Origin of the sequence: Leptospira noguchii serovar Panama str. CZ214 (assembly GCF_000306255.2) — a bacterium.
Classification (GTDB): Bacteria; Spirochaetota; Leptospiria; order Leptospirales; family Leptospiraceae; genus Leptospira; species Leptospira noguchii.
In genome coordinates this window covers 53285-72656 of sequence record NZ_AKWY02000014.1, presented here as the reverse complement: position 1 = coordinate 72656, position 19372 = coordinate 53285, and the positions used below count along the sequence as shown (strand labels likewise).

Annotated in this window: 9 protein-coding genes; 4 read left to right on the top strand and 5 right to left on the bottom strand. The window is 36.8% G+C overall.

What is annotated here, in order from left to right; translation table 11 throughout:
* Window positions 1-25 precede the first annotated feature (25 nt).
* The 3 genes from LEP1GSC059_RS05410 (at window position 26) to LEP1GSC059_RS05400 (ending at window position 5366) form a co-directional block, all read left to right on the top strand.
* Window positions 26-1474: a RecQ family ATP-dependent DNA helicase gene (locus tag LEP1GSC059_RS05410; RefSeq protein WP_017215577.1), complete on the top strand. Its 1449-nt coding sequence runs from the start codon at window positions 26-28 to the stop codon at window positions 1472-1474.
* Between the two features lie 473 nt (window positions 1475-1947).
* Entirely contained in the window at window positions 1948-4482 is a 2535-nt protein-coding gene (locus LEP1GSC059_RS05405) for an extracellular matrix-binding protein Lp95 (RefSeq protein WP_017215576.1), read from the top strand.
* A gap of 341 nt (window positions 4483-4823) precedes the next feature.
* Window positions 4824-5366, top strand: a complete 543-nt coding sequence (locus LEP1GSC059_RS05400; RefSeq protein WP_017215575.1) for an SRPBCC family protein — start codon at window positions 4824-4826, stop codon at window positions 5364-5366.
* A 328-nt stretch (window positions 5367-5694) separates the two neighbouring features.
* Here the strand turns inward: LEP1GSC059_RS05400 and LEP1GSC059_RS23580 are convergent, their stop codons facing one another.
* The gene (locus LEP1GSC059_RS23580; RefSeq protein ID WP_002178013.1) at window positions 5695-5847 is read right to left on the bottom strand and encodes a hypothetical protein; all 153 of its coding nucleotides are present in this window, start codon (window positions 5845-5847) and stop codon (window positions 5695-5697) included.
* A 262-nt stretch (window positions 5848-6109) separates the two neighbouring features.
* Window positions 6110-8245, bottom strand: coding sequence for a thioredoxin domain-containing protein (locus tag LEP1GSC059_RS05395; protein WP_155243406.1), 2136 nt, complete (start codon window positions 8243-8245; stop codon window positions 6110-6112).
* Between the two features lie 21 nt (window positions 8246-8266).
* On the opposite strand from LEP1GSC059_RS05395, the gene LEP1GSC059_RS05390 reads away from it, so the two are divergent.
* Window positions 8267-9952 carry a TolC family protein gene (locus tag LEP1GSC059_RS05390; RefSeq protein WP_002177848.1) on the top strand — a complete coding sequence of 562 codons (1686 nt, stop codon included), beginning with the start codon at window positions 8267-8269 and terminating at the stop codon, window positions 9950-9952.
* A 329-nt stretch (window positions 9953-10281) separates the two neighbouring features.
* Here the strand turns inward: LEP1GSC059_RS05390 and LEP1GSC059_RS05385 are convergent, their stop codons facing one another.
* The 3 genes from LEP1GSC059_RS05385 to LEP1GSC059_RS05375 all read right to left on the bottom strand — a co-directional run bounded on the left by LEP1GSC059_RS05385 (window position 10282) and on the right by LEP1GSC059_RS05375 (window position 18570).
* The gene (locus LEP1GSC059_RS05385) at window positions 10282-10968 is read right to left on the bottom strand and encodes a hypothetical protein (protein WP_002177948.1); all 687 of its coding nucleotides are present in this window, start codon (window positions 10966-10968) and stop codon (window positions 10282-10284) included.
* 1172 nt (window positions 10969-12140) lie between these two features.
* Window positions 12141-16637: a glutamate synthase large subunit gene (gene gltB / locus LEP1GSC059_RS05380; RefSeq protein WP_017215572.1), complete on the bottom strand. Its 4497-nt coding sequence runs from the start codon at window positions 16635-16637 to the stop codon at window positions 12141-12143.
* Window positions 16638-17253: 616 nt separating this feature from the next.
* Entirely contained in the window at window positions 17254-18570 is a 1317-nt protein-coding gene (locus tag LEP1GSC059_RS05375; protein ID WP_002177866.1) for a hypothetical protein, read from the bottom strand.
* Window positions 18571-19372: the final 802 nt, after the last annotated feature.

Genomic DNA, 19372 nt, shown 5'->3' with positions numbered 1-19372 from the left:
AGATAAACTACAAATTCTGATCGCAATGACCTCTCTTTCCGAACTCAAAACCCTTTTCGGAATTTCCTCTTTCAGAACCTCTCAAGAGAAAATCATCACAGACATTCTTTCCGGAAAAAATTGTTTAGTGATCATGCCGACCGGAATGGGAAAATCGCTCTGCTACCAAATTCCAGCACTCATTTTAGAAGGATTGACAATCGTCATTTCTCCTCTGATCGCGCTTATGCAAGATCAAGTGTTAAAATTGAAACGACTCGGAATCGAAGCGGATTATATCAATTCTTCCCTTTCCAAACAAGACAGACTTCAAAGTTATCAAAACTTAAAAGAAGGTAAATATAAGATTTTATACGTTTCTCCGGAACGTTTTCGTAAAAATGAATTTATAGATTGTCTTAAAAATAGAAAGGTTTCTCTTCTTGCAATCGACGAAGCCCATTGTATCAGTCAGTGGGGTCACGACTTTAGACCAGATTACACTAAGATTTCCGAGTTCAGAGAAATTCTAGGTAAACCGATTACAATCGCGTTAACCGCTACCGCTACGACCGAAATTCGAAAAGACATGATCCTTCAAATGGGATTAGAAAATTCTGAAATTATAATATATAACGAAGGAATTTGTAGACCGAATCTGTTTTTAGACGTAAGAACATTTGTAGACGAACCTTCTAAATCAGATGCAATTTTAGAACTTTTAAAAAAACAGAAAGGCAGCACAATCGTTTACTTCAATCTTATTCAGAGTTTGGAAAAATTCTGTGAAAAACTAGACATTCAAAAAATAAAATATACCATTTATCACGGAAAGCTAAACAAAGATCAAAGGAAAAAAGTTCAAAATCAATTCTTAAAATCGGATGATAAAATCCTACTCGCTACAAACGCGTTTGGTATGGGAGTGGATAAACCAAACATTAGAACGATCATTCATGCTGAACTTCCTTCTTCTTTAGAAAGTTATTATCAAGAAATTGGGAGAGCAGGACGAGACGGTAATCCCTCCGATTGTCATGTGTTTTACAACCAAGACGACCTTTCTGTATTGATGGATTTTATAGAATGGCAAAATCCGGATGCGGCGTTTATCTCTCGTACATTTCAGACCTTAGAACGTTTAGGAGAAAAATTATCTTCAATCGATTACGAAGATTTACAATCTATGATCGTTTCTAAAAATAGAGGAGATCACAGACTTCAAACCGTTCTCAATCTGTTTGATAGATATGGAGTCACTTCGGGAGAGTTGGAAAAGAATTCTTTAAAATTAATTTCTACTTTGCCCGAAACTTTGCGTTCCACAGAGTCGTTAGAATTTAAAAAGAAAACTAGCCTAAAACGTCTGTATCAAATGCTTCTTTATTTAAAATCGGAAAAGTGCAGAAGAGAATTCGTTTACCAATACTTTGATGCAAAATTTTCGGAATGTGGGAACTGCGACATTTGCAAAAATTTTAGTGAGTCCAAATAGAACTTTTTATATATGGAGAGAAATTCTTAGTTCGTTAACCTAAGTTCATTCAAAAGACAGAATACGATTTTACTCTTTAATTGAACTGTAAAACAAGAGTGTTTTTAATTGTTCCTTGATTAAACTTTTACATTTTAAATTTTCTTTATCGCACTTATCGCATCGTTAGACTTCTATAAAGAATCTTTAACTAAGGGTTTGTCCAAAAACCCAATGAATTTGTGTGTAATTCTTTAGAAATTTTTAATAATGCAGTGACTTCTACAAAAACCGTCACATTTGGTAATTTGCGAACTTTCAAGTAGTTCTAATATTGTTAAATTTTCGCACGAGTTCCAGCACTAAAACCATTTTTGCATTTTATTTAGAAACCAAATAACCGACCGATTTTTGAAAAAATCGGTAAATTCTTAAAATTGAAATGTTAGTAAAATTCAATTAGAAAATTTAAAATTCTAATTTAGGAGAATGAAATGAAATATATACTTGTATGTATTGCGACCGTATATTTTGCGTTAGGTTGTAATACAAAATTTCAAAACAATCAAACCGACCCTTTTTTCTTTTCTAGCTTCGCGGACTCAATTTTAAATCTGGTCCATAATCCGTCTAACGCACATCTTTCGAACTTTGATTGTGCCCCTTCTTACGATCCCTCCAAAGGATACGTTTATATCCTAAACTCTTACGGACTTTCCTGCGAACGTCTTTCCGTTCCTTCCGGTGGACAACTCAACGTTTTGGCCTACCCACCGGCTAACGCACGATTTACGGACTATTTGCTAATTTGGAAAGATCTTACGCCCCAAGAACTTTCTAACTATCAAAACGGGATCCTTCCTCCTCAAACCAAACATATGGACTCAAAAGACATTACGGAAATTTCCGATCTAAGACCTACGGGATCCGCCTATCAGATGAGTATTTCTACTCTCAATTGGCCTCCAGGAACTTATACTCTTGCGATGCAAGGGGGTCCACAAACTCAGTATCCGACCGTCACGGAAAACGTCACCATCTCTTCCGTTGTAGATTCTACGTTTAACAACATTATCAACGATATGATCACCAACAATCGAGACGCATATATTTATTCAAACGGTAATCCGGTTTCAAGCTCTTCAAAACTTTACCGTGGAAATACTTATGTTTTTGCTTTAAACCTAAATAAAATCAAAACCGTAAAGAACGAGGTCTCGGTGGATTATATTAAGCTGTTGGGTGGATTCATGCTTAATTCTGGAATGCTTAAATTGAATTTGGTTCCCACTAATAAAAAATCAAGAATCAGCACGGAATGTTCAACCACTTCCGATTTCCCGGTTTCCATTTCCAATTATCCTCAGGGAATTCTTACAGTCCGTTTTCAGGCTCCTCCTTCTATTAAATTCTACCATGCAGATGAAAATATCTTTAGTTTCAAGATTTATCATAACGCACCTTCGGACTGTTCTTCTGGCAGTAATAAAACTACGGAATTTTCAAGAAACATCATAGACCTTCATACTGCCGAAACTCCCATACCCGTAAACGTGGCGGGACCTCTGGATACGATCAAAATCCGTATCGTTCGGTTTGGAGATACCCAATTTACTACAAACGATTCCTTAACTTCTTGGGGAAATATTCTCACTTCTGAATTTTACGAAGCCACTAAAAAATATTTCAAACTCGAAATCCAAGGGATCCAAAATTTTTCCATGATTCAACCGGATCTCAATCAGGCCTTAGTTGAAAACTGGTATAACACAAGACCCAAAACTCCTGGAAAAACTCCTCTCAATTTGAACAACCCGGATGAACGCCTTCTGGCTACGATGTTGTATTATGAATTCAATCAAACAAAATTGCTCACGGATTTAGAGATCCTTTATCCCATTCGCCAAAATGGAGAAGACGTTACCCTATATATATCAGACTTTTCTAAAATCCAAGGAGGGGCTTACGCAACTTCCAACGCTCAATTGGGACAATCGATTGTTCCTATTACGAATGTTTATTTAGCGGCGTATTCGGATGCAAACATTATAGATACGAGAGTTTTCCATACTATAACAAACGGAACGACTACCTTCCACTTCGATCCTACTTTCTATCAGCCTTGTTTAGGTTGTCCTCCAAGCGTTGCAAACGCAACGGAATACGTAGAAGTGATGAGACAAAGAAATTTACAATACACGTCCCAAAATATTTCAATTCACGAGTTAGGTCATACTTCTTGGCATCATAAGATGGGAGGAATTCGAGTGGGTGACTTCCCAGAACCGGGTAGACCGTTTGACCAACATTACGAAGGTGCAAGACTGATGGGCTACGTTTACGATGACAATTCGATCGACTTTTTTAGAAATATGGAATATATGTCCTCGAAAAGGTTGAGGGAAACACTCAATCAAACATACGGAGATATTTTAATCGAAAGGTTACTTTCTAGGTATGGAGTAAACTTTCGAAGCCATAAATATACTTTCGTACCGACAAATCCGCATAACGCAAACTTTGGAGGAATCACACAAGCAGATGGTTATTGCAATCTGGATTCCAACAAACCCTCTAAACTACTTTCTTTAGGAGGTGGGTATAAGGCGATGCTCGTCGGAGATACTCGTAGAGCTTCCCTAAGTCCAAACGCGGGAGACGGACAAATAGACTGGGTACTCAAACCTCTCCAAGAATATAGACGTTCGGATGATACGATTATCGGAACGACAAATTCTGTGGGACTTTTTTCATTTCCATTCCAAAATTCTTTTGCAGGAAATTATGCGATTTGGACCGGACTAGATCAAACTTGGAAAAATAAAGTTATTTCCGCAAACCAATTGAATTGTCTCAACTGGACTTCTTCCAGTACGAATGAATTAGGAGCGTTCGGTTTAGCAAATTGGAAATATGGAAACTCCATTTTTGTCGATCAAGGAATTTGCTCAAAGACTTCTTTACCCGATCATACAGATCCATACAACTGGAAAGATGTTCCCGCCAGCATTCTTTGTGTAGAACAATAGTTTTATAAATTGAAATCAGGTAAGTTTTTATTCAATTGTGACTCGTTGAATAAAACATTTGAGTTGTGCTGACTCGTGCAGTAATTTACTCCTCGAATACAATACACTCCTAGGAAACTCAAAAAATTGTTTCCTAGGAGTCACAATTCAAAGAGTTTTATGAGAGTATTTCATTCACACTTTCGTGATTACTCTAGGCTTCGACAAAACTTCTTACGCGGAACTTACCTTAAGACAATCAGTGTGGAAAAATTAAACGGAAACATAAAAACCATTTTCGTTTTTTCATTTACAAAATCCAAATGATCACACTTTCTATAAAAGCAATAGGAGAATAGAATATGAAAATTTTATCATATATCTTAGGTGGGATTGTGGCATTGATAATAGTCCTTGCGGTCATTTCTCCCAAGGAATTCAAATTAGAAAGAGAAGTTATCATCAATCGGCCCAAAAACATAGTTTTTGCAGAACTTAAATTTCTAAAAAATCACGAACAATGGAATGCTTGGTCTAAAAAAGACCCCCAGATGAAAAAACAATTCAAAGGAACGGATGGCAGCATTGGATTTATTTCTTCTTGGGAAAGTGAAAATCCAGAAGTGGGAACCGCTGAACAAGAAATCACAAACGTCATAGACGGAGAAAGACTCGACACTCAGATTCGTTTTCAAAAACCTTTTGAAGGAAGTTTTAATTCTTACGTTACAACTCAATCTGTAAATGAAAAACAAACAAAAGTTTTGATCGGCATGTCAGACAAGATGTCCTTTCCTATGACGGTGATTAGTTTTATAGTTAATGTTTGTTTTGATCAACAACAGAAAATCATTCAGAACATGGATGATAGTTTAAACAATCTGAAAGTTCTTTTGGAAAAATAACGATCCCAAAAAAAACCTCTATAAAATAATTTTTTATTAGATGATAATCGTAGAACATAGATTTTATACCTACATTCAATTTTAGTTATTTAGTTTTTGGATTTTATAGAGGTGACTTAAAGTAATTCGTTTTTTCATCCACCTTATATATTTCGTATAACTTCATAAACTTTTTAACATACACAGTTCTGATACACCAGTACTCGATGGGTTAACTTAGAAAACAACTTTAAGAACATCAAAACAATGTGGCAAAGACCAGAACAAGCTCGAGTGGAAACAGAGAGTCTCGAACAGAGTAAAAAAACATTAGGCAATGCGACAATGTTTAATAGGGAAAGACTCTTGTAAAAATACATTTCTCTTCAATAATCTCAAATAAATTATTTTTACGAATAAACTTTTTCTTATCTTCGCCATATCTATCTCCATCTTCAGGAGCCCATAACAAAACAATTTCTTCTAATGTTCTTCTTTTCATTTTTCTGAAAAAAGTTAAGATCTGATTTTATGGATCAATTCTTAAAATGTGGGAACTCATACTCTTTAAAAATTTGTAATGTGACTTAATTTGTAGGAACTATTACAAATCAAAGCTTTACGAGCAAATTCTAAAATTATATGAGCTTCCACACTCCTGAAAGTTTATCTATGAAATCTAAATCTGCGCGAGTTTCCATTCTAGTTTTTTTACAGAGAAATTTCCTTAAACTCACATTCACCAAACTAAAAACTTAGCTAAATTAAGAAAGTTGCACGTATTTTTCAAGATCAGAAACATTATCAATCGGAAGTTTACAAGAAAAATTTTCACAAACATAAACGAGAGCATTTCCACCGCTATCTTTGAAATCAAAAAGAGAAGAAAATTTTCTCGCCTCTTTTAACTCATCTTCATTTACAATTGCTAAAACCGAATCAGGTAAAAACCGAGACTGAATCCAAGCAAAAAGATCTTTACCCGTTTCTGAGTTTTTACGAATCAAAACAATTTCCTTAGAATGATGTTTGTAAGACCAATAAGCAGAAAGCAAATAAGGATAACTAAGAGCATAAGAATATAATTCTTTTCTAAAATATAAAAAGATCGATTCTGCAATTTCACGATAACGTTCCGAACTCACCCCTAAAAAAGATAACTTAACCAAAGAATGAGCAAGAGAACTATTCGCGGAAGGTTCCACGCCATCGTAACCGTCCACACTTCTTCTTAATAAAACTTCACCGTCAATTCCGGTATCAAAGAACACACCCGCAGCAGAACGAAACAAACGAATCGCCTCTTCCATCCAAAGAACAGCATTTCTAAGATAACGAATTCCTCTACCAGCCTCAAACAAAGCAATAGAAGAAGCGATCATCTCCGAATAATCATTAGAATAACCTAATATTCCAGATTCTCCTTCTCGAAACCTCCTCAACATTCTACCCTTAGAATCGATTAGATTTTTTTCGATAAAAGAATACGTTTCCTCGGCGAGTTTCAAAAAGTCTTCTCTTTGAAACGCAATTCCAGTTTTTACGAGCGCCTTGATATAAAGGCCATTCCAAGAAGTCAAAATTTTATCGTCTCGAAGAGGACGAATTCTTTTACTTCTCCTTTCCAAAAGTTTGGTCTTTCCTCTCACCAAAGCTCCATCTAACTGTTTGAATTCTTCTTCCGTAAAATTAGAGCCGCGAAAATTTTCGTGCAATATATTCTTACCTTCAAAATTACCTTCTTTGGAAACGTTCCAAAATTTTTCCAAAAGAAAAGAATCTTCACCACAGACTTCCCTAAATTCTTCTAAATCCCAGATATAAAAAAGCCCCTCTTCTCCTTCAGAGTCCGCGTCTTCTGCACTACAAATTCCTCCTCCGTCCATTCTCATGTCCCGATGTAAATAAGAAACAATATCAAGTGCAAAAGATTCGGCAGAAATTTTTTTCGAAACCAAAGAATACTCCGCAAGAATTTCTAAAAAAAGAGAATTATCATAAAGCATCTTTTCAAAATGAGGAACCAACCATCTTGGATCGGTAGAATAACGACAAAGCCCACCACCGATTTGGTCATAAATTCCGCCTCGTTTCATAGCAAGAAGAGTGTTTTCCACCATCTCTAAAGCCCTTGGATTTCCGGAAGAAAGATAATATCGAAGTAAAAATCCAAGTCCCATACTAGGAGGAAACTTATTGACTTGATTGGTTTTAAAACCTCCAAACTGAGAATCATAATAATTTTCATAGAGTAAAAATCCGGAATCAAAACAATTCGCAGAAGTGAAATCTGTTTCTTGCGCCCTACTTTCTCCCGAATCTTTTAAATATTGAGAAAGTTCCGAGGCCGCAGCAATCAATTCTGATCGTTTTTCCGTCCAAACTTTCTGAATAATATTCAAAACTTCTAAAAAACCTTTTCTGCCATATTTGGATTCCGGAGGAAAATAAGTTCCGCCTGTAATCGGCTTTCCTTCAGGCGTCAAAAACATATTGAGTGGCCAACCTCCTTGCTGCTCCATTGCGTGTAACGCGTCCATATAAATCCGATCTATGTCCGGTCTTTCTTCTCGATCCACTTTGATTGATACAAAGTGAGAATTGAGATAATCTGCGATACTTTGGTTCTCAAATGATTCCTTTTCCATGACGTGACACCAATGACAAGTCGCGTAGCCGACAGATAAAAAAATAAGTTTATCTTGATCTTTTGCTTTGGTGAAAGCCTCCTCACCCCAAGGAAACCAATCCACCGGGTTATAAGAATGTTGTTGTAGATAAGGACTTTTTTCTTTTGAAAGTCGATTGGGATTACGGGAATTGAATTCCATTGAATTGTTCTCTTTTAGACTCATAAAATCTATTTTTCGATTTCTAAAAAACTTCCTACATTCAACCATGTCCATTCAGTAGGCATTTGTATGTATTACAAAAAGAAAAGTACATTAGAAAAACTTCTCGTTTTCGGAACCATTCTACTCACGACAATTCAGCCTACTTGGAGTGAGGACATCCTTCCGGAAGAAACTATTTTAGAAGAGAATAAAAAATCTTCCGTTGAAAATTTAGGCGATTCTAAAAAAATATTGAGACTGACTTTAAGAGACGCAGTCAATTATGTTCTCGAAAAAAACATTACGATCCAAAATGCTAAGATGGAATATGTAAAAGCGGATGGTGGTGAACTTAAAAACGAATCCCAATTTACTTGGAATTTAGTCGGAGGAATTACCGTTTTTAGGACAACTCTTCCTGCTAATAGAAACAACATCTTCGCCGGAACCAAACAAAGCCAAGATAGATTGAGTGTAGGTATCGAGAAAAATTTTAAAACCGGAACCTATGCAAAATTAGAAGCGAGTACTACTCGTTTTGATACGAGCGCTTTTGAAAACCAAGGCACAACTCCCTCTAACTTAGCATCACTTGCAATTCCTCCTTTATATACAGGGGCTTTGACCATTACTCTCAGTCAGGAAATTTTAAAGTATAGTTTTGGAAAAACTCAAAAAGAAAAAGAAGCCATTTTAAGACAAAATACAGTGATCAAAAGAGAAGAATTGATCTATGTACTTTCACAACTTGTAGCACAAACATTAATTCAATATTGGAGTTTGAATATCTACGATTCGAACGTAAAAACCCTACAAGATTTAGAATCAAATACTAGAAACATCAGAGATTTGACCGTTAGAAAACGGAACTTAGGACTTTCGGAAGGTTTTGAAGTTAATCTATGGAATTCTATTTTATCACAAACTGCAGGTAATTTAGAAAAAGCTAAAGTTTCTCGCAAAGAAGCAGAAAGAAATCTAATTCGGATTTTAAACGCGGATCCTTCTTCTAAAATCGAAGGGGTTACAGATCTTCAAGAAAACGTTCCTTTAGATTTTAATGTAGAAAAAGATTATTTATACGCACTCGACCATAGAACCGATCTAAAAAATCTTCGTAAACAAAGAGAAATCGCAGAATTAAATCTTAAGATCAAAGAAGCGGAAGACATGCCTTCTTTAAAACTTTCGGGGGCTTATTCTACAAGAGGACAAAATATAGTTTCTCCTCAGCAAAATCTTACGGATGGAAATAGAGGAATTGCCTCTTTTAAATATCCGGAAGCATACGCGGCTTTTCAATTTTCCTATCCTCTTTGGGACAAAGGGATTAAGGCAGACATTCGAAACGCAAAATTAGATGTCCAAAACCTGGAAAAGAAAGAAGCAGAGTTAAAACTTTCTATCAAAGAAGAATTAGAAAATCGTTATGCAGCCATCGTTGCCGATAAAGATATTTTCGAAGGCGCTAAAAAAAGAAAGGACGAAGCTAATAAATTCTACAAAGGTCTTTCCGAACGTTTTCGTCAGGGTAGATTTACAGCGGTTGCGGTTAAAAACGCCCTAGACAACGTAATTCAATCCGAATTACAAGTCACTCAGGCAAAAATTCAACTGAACATAGACATTCTTCGTTACGAGTTGGCAAAAAATCATATCTTCGAAAGGTTCGGCGTAAACGTAAATGACATTATAGACAGGCTGATGAAAATAGCCGATGCGGCGGCTACGACACAATCAAAAGCTTCTACTGCGGAAACTTCTGAAAAATAAATCATTCGGAACATAGCTTACGTAAATTCGGTGTAAGAAAAACCGAGCATTTACAAAAACTCAATACAATGACTTCCCGAATTCAACAAAACGCTTTCGCAAAAAGCATTTCATTGAGTTCTTTTCACTCTATAATTGCTTTGGAATTTACTGCAACATAATAATCGCTTTCGTATAGTTATATCGAAATTACGTTAGTTGCTTTTTAAATCGGTAAGTCGTCCGAGTTCATGGATCTCAAAAATTCTTTTTATTTAACGTGAGTTTGTGAAGAAATTTATAATTCATTTTTCTGAAAAAAATTGGGGTCTGAACCTGAAGATTTTTTTTTAAAATATTGCCTTCGGAAAATATCTTTTTACGTCTTTATCCTGATACCCAGTGTATCCGCATTCTCCCACTCTAGGAGAATTTACAATAGGCAAAAGTAAATCCTCCCCTTCTTCTTCAACACATTCATGATCTTTAATACAAGATTTACATAAAAAACCCGATTCGTTATGGATACAAAATGGACAAATCATCACCGCATTATTGTCACAGTGAGAACATTTAAAATCAATGTCCTTATTTCTAAATATTATTTTAATATCCTTTTCATCTTCATCTTCAATTTCATCAATTAGCGATAAAGATAATTCCGTGGATGATCCGAAATCATATACGTAATCCACTTTAAAACCTTTTTCAAAAACTTGTTCGATTTTTTTCCCCATTTTAATATCATCGTTACGTCCTTCGGCAAAAGCACTCAAATGATCACAACATTCAACCCATATATCTCTTATGAACGAATCTATTTTTTTTAAGGAAGTATCGGGCTTTGCCTTAACTACAAGCCAATATTCGGGATTATACTTTCCCTCAATGAGCAAAATCATATAACGAAAGGATTTACTCTTCTTCGTTTTGTTTTTACCATCACATTTTGAGATATGTGTTTTGATTGATCCGGAATTTTTCGGTATTTCTTTATTACAATAAGCACATATTCCGTTGGTTTTTATTTTTTTCATAAACTACCTCATTCTTTTTAAGCTATCAATTGCGCGTTAGATGGCCAGCTTCACATTAAACGCCATAGACATCAGTTGACGATTTATACGCGCATCTTTGTAACATATTCCTAAGAGTTATCCCAAAATCTCAAAGGAAATTTGCATGAGTTCTCACAAGTTATGTTTCTTCTTACGATCTTTTGTCTTTTATACGTTTTCTCATCGTTTAAAAAAGCAGTAGTTCCCACATTTTTGTGGAGACTCAAAATCGCATTTTCTAAAATCCGCGTTCGATAGGTTTTAAGACAAACTCTAATTTTTTATTTTTTCAGAATCAAATCAAATCACATTCACAGAAAAATAATTTACTATTTTAACGTGAGTTCGGCATAACAAATGCGAAAGCGATTATTATGCTGCGATCCACAAAGAGCAGCACCTAAGTTTGAAAAATTCCGAAGGAATTGGATCGAAAAGAACTCAGTAAAACGCTCTCTACCATAACCTTACCCGCAAGTTGAATAGGATTTTAGAATCAAAATCGAACTCAGCCCCGTCTCACTCCCCATGGGTCGTTCGACAGGTCGCGTTTTAGGCTCAAAAACACACATTTTTCAAGTGTTCCGACAAGAATGAGTCTTTTTACTTGCAAAAAGTATGTTTTTCTGATAGAGAAAAGTCTTCCAAACTTCTCCACCTGAATTGCGACCCATGGGAAGCAATTTATTGAGTTACCCCCACCAAAAACGTGGGAAAACTCAGCAGACGCTCTCGACGGATCGCGTTCTAGGGTGGGAACTTAGTTTTACAGAGGATTTGTCGTAATTCCCACAGATTTAATATTGAGATCCAAATACTTGTGGGTAAGGTTATGGCTCTCTACGGATCGCGTTAACTCAGCGTCTCGCTTCTACGGTCGCTCGGGAAACTCAAAACGTTGCTGCCTGCTGTCGCAACGTTAGGTCGTGAGCCATTTTAACTATGAAATTTGCGAGCTGCGACGACGACCCAGGAAACTCCCTGAACGCCTACCTATGGGTCGGCGTTCAGGGAGTCGTTGCACCTGAGTTTTTTATTCACCCTAATTTTCTTACGTCGAACTCGCATTAATTATGAAAATGTAAATTAATATTTTATTATTTTCCTTACATTTTTTTTCTAAGAAAAACGATCATTCAATTGTTGTAATGTTATTTCGGAACAACTTTTATGAAATAATTTTTGTTCGTTTCGAAATCCTTTAAAATTCCTTCGGAAAGGTCGGAACTGGTCAATTTAGAATGTTCAGAAATTAGATTTTTGATCACTTCGTAATCTTCGTTTTCCAGACCCACGGTTTTCACATATTCTTTATTCAAAAGAGGTTCCACTTCCCATCCTTTTTGAAAAAAATACGCGATCCCTCCGGTCATACCAGCTCCCATGTTTTTACCAACACTGCCAAGACAAACAATGGTTCCGCTGGTCATATATTCGAGGAAGTGATCTCCGGCTCCGCCCACAACTGCCTCGGCCCCAGAGTTACGAACTCCAAAACGCTCTCCCGCTCTTCCAGAACAAAAAAGTTTTCCAGAAGTTGCACCGTAAAGACAAGTGTTTCCTATGATCGTATTTTCATACGCTTTGAACTTAGACTTACGATGTTTTTTAATCACGATCACACCTCCACAAAGACCTTTACCGACGTAATCGTTCGCATCTCCGTGTAAGGTGATCTGAACCCCCTTAACAAGCCAGGCTCCTAGCGACTGCCCTGCGGTTCCCTCTAAAATGATTTCGAGTTTTCCAGGAAGACCTTTCGATCCATATTTTTTAGCGATCAGACCAGAAATTTTTGCTCCTACGGTTCTGTTCGTATTACGCACCAAGTAAGAAAGAGCCATAGAAGATTTTCCTTCGAGAGCTTTTTCTGCGTCCTTGATGATACGATCGTCCAGAATTTCTCCGACTAGCTCTTTACGAATCGATCTGTCTTTTTTCTGTTTTGCAGGATCGTAAAACAAAGGCAGACGAACTAAAATCGGATTGAGATCAAGAGAATCCAAACGATCCCTTTCATAACGAGTGATTTGTTTTAAAAGATCGGTTCTACCTATAATTTCGTCGATGGACTTAAATCCAAGTTCCGCAAGATATTCTCTTACTTCCAACGCAAGACAAGTGAATAGATTTACAAGTTGATCCGGAGATCCTTTGTATTTTGCACGAAACTTGATGTCTTGGGTCGCAATCCCCGTAGGGCAATTGTTCAAATGACATTTTCTAGCCATGATACAACCTAATGCAACAAGGGACGCAGTTCCGACCCCGTATTCTTCCGCTCCCAAACAAGCCGCAATGATCACGTCTCTTCCAGATACAATACCACCGTCCGTCCTAAGAACGACTCTATCTCTCAGACCGTTCATTACTAAAACTTGATGTGTTTCGGAAAGACCAAGTTCCCAAGGAGAACCAGCATACTTAATCGAAGTGATCGGAGCCGCTCCCGTTCCTCCAACATGACCGGAAATTAAAATTACATCCGCATTCGCTTTAGCAACACCTGCGGCGATCGTACCCACTCCTGCTTCGGACACAAGTTTTACTGAAACTTGTGCCTTATGATTAGCCATCTTCAAATCATAGATAAGTTGAGACAAATCCTCGATCGAATAAATATCATGATGAGGAGGAGGAGAAATCAGATCGATTCCCATCGGAGTATGGCGATTAGTCGCAATCTCTTCGTTATTTTTCTTTCCGGGAAGTTGACCACCTTCTCCCGGTTTTGCACCTTGTGCAATTTTGATTTCTATCTCAGTCGCAGAATTCAAATATTCAGAAGTAACACCAAATCTACCCGAAGCGATTTGTTTAATAGAAGAATTAGCAAGATCCCCTTTTTCATTCACAACATAACGGGAAGGATTTTCTCCACCTTCTCCCGAAGAAGACTTAGCACCTAACCGATTCATAGCGATCGCAAGATCTGTATGAGCTTCAATCGAAAGCGCACCGTGAGACATCCCCGGAGTTAAAAAACGTTTTTGAATTTCAGTAACGGTTTCTACTTCCTCGATCGGAATCGGTTTTCTGGCAACGAAGTCAAATAAATCCCTTATGTTGATCGGATCACTTTCTTTCAGAATTTTGGTGGCTTCTTTGAAAGCTTCGTAGTCATTATCAACTGCTGCCTTTCTTAAAAATTTAACAACTCTAGGAGACCAACGATGAGGTTGATCGTCTTTCTCGGAAATAAAATCTTCCGGATTGATTTCCTTATAAAAAGCTTGTTCGTGGTTTCGGAGAATGTTTTGTTCAATTCCTCCGATTCCAATTCCAGAAATTCGAGAATACGTTCCGGGAAAATATTTAGAAACAAGAGTTCTAGAAAGACCAATTGCTTCGAAAACCTGACCTCCAACATAAGAAGATAGAATGGAAATTCCCATTTTGGACATGATCTTTAGAAGACCGTCATCTACACCGTAACGATAATTTCCACAAATCTTATGAAACTCTGGACGAGTTCCGTCTTCTTCGTCAAATTCTCCTTTTTCCCAAAGGTCAAATAATGTGTCCCAAATCAAATAGCTGTTAACCCCTGAAGCTCCATATCCAAGTAATACTGCCACATTATGAATTTCGAATGCAGATCCGGTCTCTACCAAAATAGAAACGGCGGAACGAGTTTTGTTTCGAATCAGATGATTATGAACCGCTGCCACAGCAAGCTCCATTGGAATAGGTGCTCTTTCTTTCGAAAGTTTCTTATCGGAAAGAATCAGAATATTCGTTCCAGAGGTAGCAGCCTTAAGAGCCTGTTCTAAAAGCGTGTCTAAAGCGGTTTCTAGATAATTTCTGTTTTGGCTTGACTCCGTTTCCAGATGCGCCTCAAAAGTTGCGTCTAACGTTAAAATTTTATATGGTTTGCCTTCCATCTCTCGGATTCTTTTTAAATCCAAATTAGTAAGATATGGATGAGAAAGTACCAAACAGTTCTGAGGTTTTTCATCCCCAAACAAATTCATCTTTTTTACAAGACGAGTGTAAAGAGAAGTGACACCTTTTTCTCTTATGTAATCGATCGGTGGATTGGTTACTTGAGCAAATCTCTGACGGAAATAAGTATAAAGACCAATTCTAGAAAGCATCAGAATGGATAAAGGAGTATCGTCCCCCATAGAACTAATCGCTTCTTTTCCCAGATGCGCCTGTGGTTTGATCACCGATTTTTGTTTAAAAGGAGAATAAGCAAATAAGATCTGTCTTCTTCTCAGATCATCACCTTTATAAGTAATCGTTTCATTGATAGAAGAATCTAAATCTTGATTGAGATACGAAACGTTTTCTTTGGACCATTCTCTATAGTCATATTTCTTTTCAAAAAGAGAGTTAATATCTTCGTTATAATAAAGTTTTTTCTCTTTAAGATTGATTCCGATCATTTCTCCTGGACCAAGACGTCCTTTTTTAGTTACAAGTTCTTCTTCAACTTGAACAAGTCCGGCTTCCGAACCCATCACCAAAAGACCATCTTCCGTAACCGCATAACGTGCGGGACGGAGTCCGTTTCTATCCAACGCGCCCCCAATCCAATCTCCTTCCGCAAACGCAAGAGCAGCAGGACCGTCCCAAGGCTCTATTAGGGTATTATTATATTCGTAAAAACTTTTCAACTCTTCCGACATAGTCAGGTTTTTAGACCAGGCATTCGGAACTAACATCGCTTTGGCTTGTAGAACGTCCTTACCCGAACGAACGATTGCTTCCATCGCGTTGTCCAAACTTGCAGAATCGCTCATGTGAGGGCGAATGATCGGATGAATTTCTTTTTGGTATTCTCCCCATTTTTTACATTCTAGTTCCTCCTCGCGCGCCAGCATCCAAATTCTATTTCCAGCAATCGTATTGATCTCACCGTTGTGTGCAAGAATTCTAAACGGTTGTGCTAAAGCCCAAGAAGGAAACGTATTTGTAGAATATCTTTGGTGAAAGATACAATAGGGAGAAACCATCTCTTCCGAATTTAAATCTTCGTAAAACTGAGAAACTTGATTTCCGTTGAATAATCCTTTAAAAACAATTCTTTCGGAAGAAAGAGAACAAATATAAAGATCTCCCGCGAGAGAGTGACGATCCGCGTCTCTCATCAATTTTTTCTGAATTAGAAATAATTTGGTTTCGAAGTCTTCGTTTGACATCCCTTCCGGTTTGCCTATAAGAACCTGTTCGATCTGAGGTCTGGACTGATTTGCTTTAGGTCCGAGTACTTCCGGATTTACTGGAACGTATCTCCATGCATAAAGTTTAAAGTTGAATTCCATGAGCGCGGACTCTACGAGACTACGACACATATCTTGTTTATCTATGTCTTCTCTAGGAAGGAAGATCATCCCTACTCCGATAGAATTTTCGTCGGGTCTTCTGTGGCCCATTTCTTCGATGTAAGTGGCAAATAACTTTTTGGGAATCTGGATCATGATACCGGCGCCGTCTCCGGTAATCATATCAGCATCTACCGCGCCTCTATGAGTCAAACAGGCTACAGCCTTAAGCCCCATAGATACGATTCTATGACTATTTTCTCCTTGATAGGAAGCAACAAATCCCACTCCACAGTTATCATGTTCGAACGACTTTTCATAGAGTCCATTTTCTTCCAGATATTTTTGAAGTTGTAATTGTTCTTTTAGATCGTTCATCTGCCAGATCCCTCTTCATCCAATTTCCCTGGTTTCCATAATCGTCGGGTTCGTCTATGGTCGAAATTTCAGCAAAATTCCCCAGTTACAGCCAATAAATTGAGAGTTGAGTAAATTGAAAACATTCTTTTAAAAGACTGGATTGAAATAAGAATCTGTCGGAACTCTACCTGTAAAGACGGAACCACGTTCTTCGTTGGATCCTTCTTTTTTAAAAAATTTTCTCACTCCTGAGTATAACACAATTGAAAATGTCGTTCCAGATCATTTTCCCTTTTGAGATTGTGGGAACTCGCACAAAGTTAGAAATCCCACTTCTCCAAATGTGGGAACTATTACAAAGTTAGAATCAGATTCTATTTTGAATGCTTTCTAAATAACGTGAGTTCGGCGTCAGAAGAAAGAATTTTCTAAAAATATGCAATTTTAGAATTTGTCTGTAAAATCGTGATTTGCAGTAGTTCCCACAAATTAAGTCACATTACAAATTTTTAAACAGTATGAGTTCCCACATTTTAGGAATTGATCCATAAAGTTCAGATCCTAACTTTTTTCAAAAAAATGGATCATGAATTCCTTACGCTGAACTCACGTTAATTAGTATAAAAAAACTCGATCAGAGTTTTTCAAGAAGAGGAAGGAAAAGATCGGAAAGTTTTTTTCTCTGAGTTGCATCCGGGATTTTAGTAAAGAGTTGATCCAGTTTTTGGCGCAGAGAAGAAGTATTTGGGTATTCTTCGAAAATTCTAAGAATGTGAGGCCAGGCTTTTTTCACAAGTTCTTCCATTCCCGGACCAGCGGCTTTAGAAGATACAAAAGCTTTTTCCAAACCCGCCCTAAGCTCGGCAAAAATACGAGTCAAATCCAAGACTTTCCAAAGTCTTTTCTCCGTTAATCCAATTCGAGAAGAAATCGAGGAAATGGTAGAATTCCAATCCAAAGGTTCATTCTTCATTTCCTTCAAAACAAAAGAATGAAGCTGAACAAGCGCGCTGAGTTCCGGCGGAAGAGACATTACCCATTTTTTATAAGCGTCTGGTTGGCCGTCTTTTTGAAACTGTCGAACACGATTTACACTTTCCATATATTTAGAAAACGGAATATTCACAGGAGGTTCTTCTGGTTCAACCGAAGTATCTTCTAAAAATGTAGGATCTTCAAAACCTTCAAATTGAAGATCCTCCACTTCGGTTAACAATTCTTCGTTACCACTAACCGAAATTTGATTGTTTATATCCGCTTCCTCAAGCTCTTCCTTTTTTAATTCTAAAACCTTTCCAGAAAACTCGGAACCGAATCTTTCCAAGATCTCGGTGAGAATCAATTTCTCTGGCTGCTTTTTCAAAGGCACAGCAGGGGAAGAAGCTTGTGGTGCAGTCTTTTTAACAACATCCGGCGTGTTCGTCTGCTTAGACGCTTCTGCAAAAGAGGAGGTAGAAGGTTCAAGATCTTTTCCGGTCGCATCGTCTCTAAAGACTACATAACCTTCCATTCCAATAAACCTTTTACCTGGAGGAACCAATTCTCCGATCGTTTCCAAAATTTCTTCCGAAATGCGAGCATACTTTTTCTTTTTAGGTTTACCTATATTTGTCTTTTCTTGTTCGATAAGTTTGTTTTTGATCCCCGCATGTGTGTTCATGAAGTTTTTCGTCATAAACGCGGAAAGATCAGGTTGGGACATTCCTAGAAATTCTGCAAATTTAGGAAGGTGATCAAAAAATTGCTCCGTCTTTTGGATATTACTTACAATATAAGAACGTACTTTTTGTTTAAGAGCTTCCTGGTCTATTGGAGAAATTTTTTTACCAGAGATAAGACCGTTAAAAAGTTGAATATGAGTATGGAAATAACTTAAGAACTCTCCGTAAGCCGTTAGTTCAAATTCACCGTGAGAATTTTGCTCTAAGATTTTTTTATCATTTCCGGACATACAATCAATTTACGTTTGTTGAGTTGAGCTGACGCTTTGATTGGACAGTTTTCACCTACTTTTCAGGAATTCAAGACATTTCGAGCGGCTCGTAAAGAACAAAGAAAGCAGAAAGACGGCATTTGTAAAACGATCTACATCACAACAACAACGTGTTAAGTTTTTAATTTCAGCGCAAACAAACAAAATACTGAGTTTAAAACCCATGCCTGCAATAAAACAGGGATACAAACACAAGAGTCGAATCCTATTTTTTTAAGAACTATTTTCTACTCATAACTATATTCCAAAGTAACAATGTTTTACTTTGGAATAAAACTTTGCGACAAAAACTTAAGATACTCAATTTTATAAAAATTAGCAGCCATTTAATTTTATAAATAGAAAATACTTTTTAAAAGAATAAGTTTTCCAGAACACAATCCTTCAAACGTTTAAAAAAACGAGATTACATTGTAAATCGTTATAAAATCTAAAGATAGTGAGTTTTAAATCAAATTTACAGGTAAAATTTTCATTTCACATAGAACTATAAAATAAAGTCTCAATGTTTTACGCTGAAATAGTGCTTTGTAATAAAAATTTACGATACTTATTACTCGGACACATAAATAGAATACTTAGATTAGATTGTTTCAATAATTTGAATGTTTTTGTTATGCTCTAAAATGTCGCAAATTCCGCATTTGCTTTGTTTTTTAAATACCTCTATTTTTTTCCAAATTCGACCGTTAAGAACTTAGTATCGTTTTCATACGCCCGAGTAGTAATTTAATAGAAATCAGTAAAATCAAAATCAGAT

Excerpts from the sequence above, each read along its gene's own strand:
- LEP1GSC059_RS05410 (WP_017215577.1), top strand. The coding sequence starts at position 26 with ATGACCTCTCTTTCCGAACTCAAAACCCTTTTCGGAATTTCCTCTTTC.
- LEP1GSC059_RS05405 (WP_017215576.1), top strand. The coding sequence starts at position 1,948 with ATGAAATATATACTTGTATGTATTGCGACCGTATATTTTGCGTTAGGT.
- LEP1GSC059_RS05400 (WP_017215575.1), top strand. The coding sequence starts at position 4,824 with ATGAAAATTTTATCATATATCTTAGGTGGGATTGTGGCATTGATAATA.
- LEP1GSC059_RS23580 (WP_002178013.1), bottom strand. The coding sequence starts at position 5,847 with ATGAAAAGAAGAACATTAGAAGAAATTGTTTTGTTATGGGCTCCTGAA.
- LEP1GSC059_RS05395 (WP_155243406.1), bottom strand. The coding sequence starts at position 8,245 with ATGGTTGAATGTAGGAAGTTTTTTAGAAATCGAAAAATAGATTTTATG.
- LEP1GSC059_RS05390 (WP_002177848.1), top strand. The coding sequence starts at position 8,267 with ATGTATTACAAAAAGAAAAGTACATTAGAAAAACTTCTCGTTTTCGGA.
- LEP1GSC059_RS05385 (WP_002177948.1), bottom strand. The coding sequence starts at position 10,968 with ATGAAAAAAATAAAAACCAACGGAATATGTGCTTATTGTAATAAAGAA.
- gltB (WP_017215572.1), bottom strand. The coding sequence starts at position 16,637 with ATGAACGATCTAAAAGAACAATTACAACTTCAAAAATATCTGGAAGAA.
- LEP1GSC059_RS05375 (WP_002177866.1), bottom strand. The coding sequence starts at position 18,570 with ATGTCCGGAAATGATAAAAAAATCTTAGAGCAAAATTCTCACGGTGAA.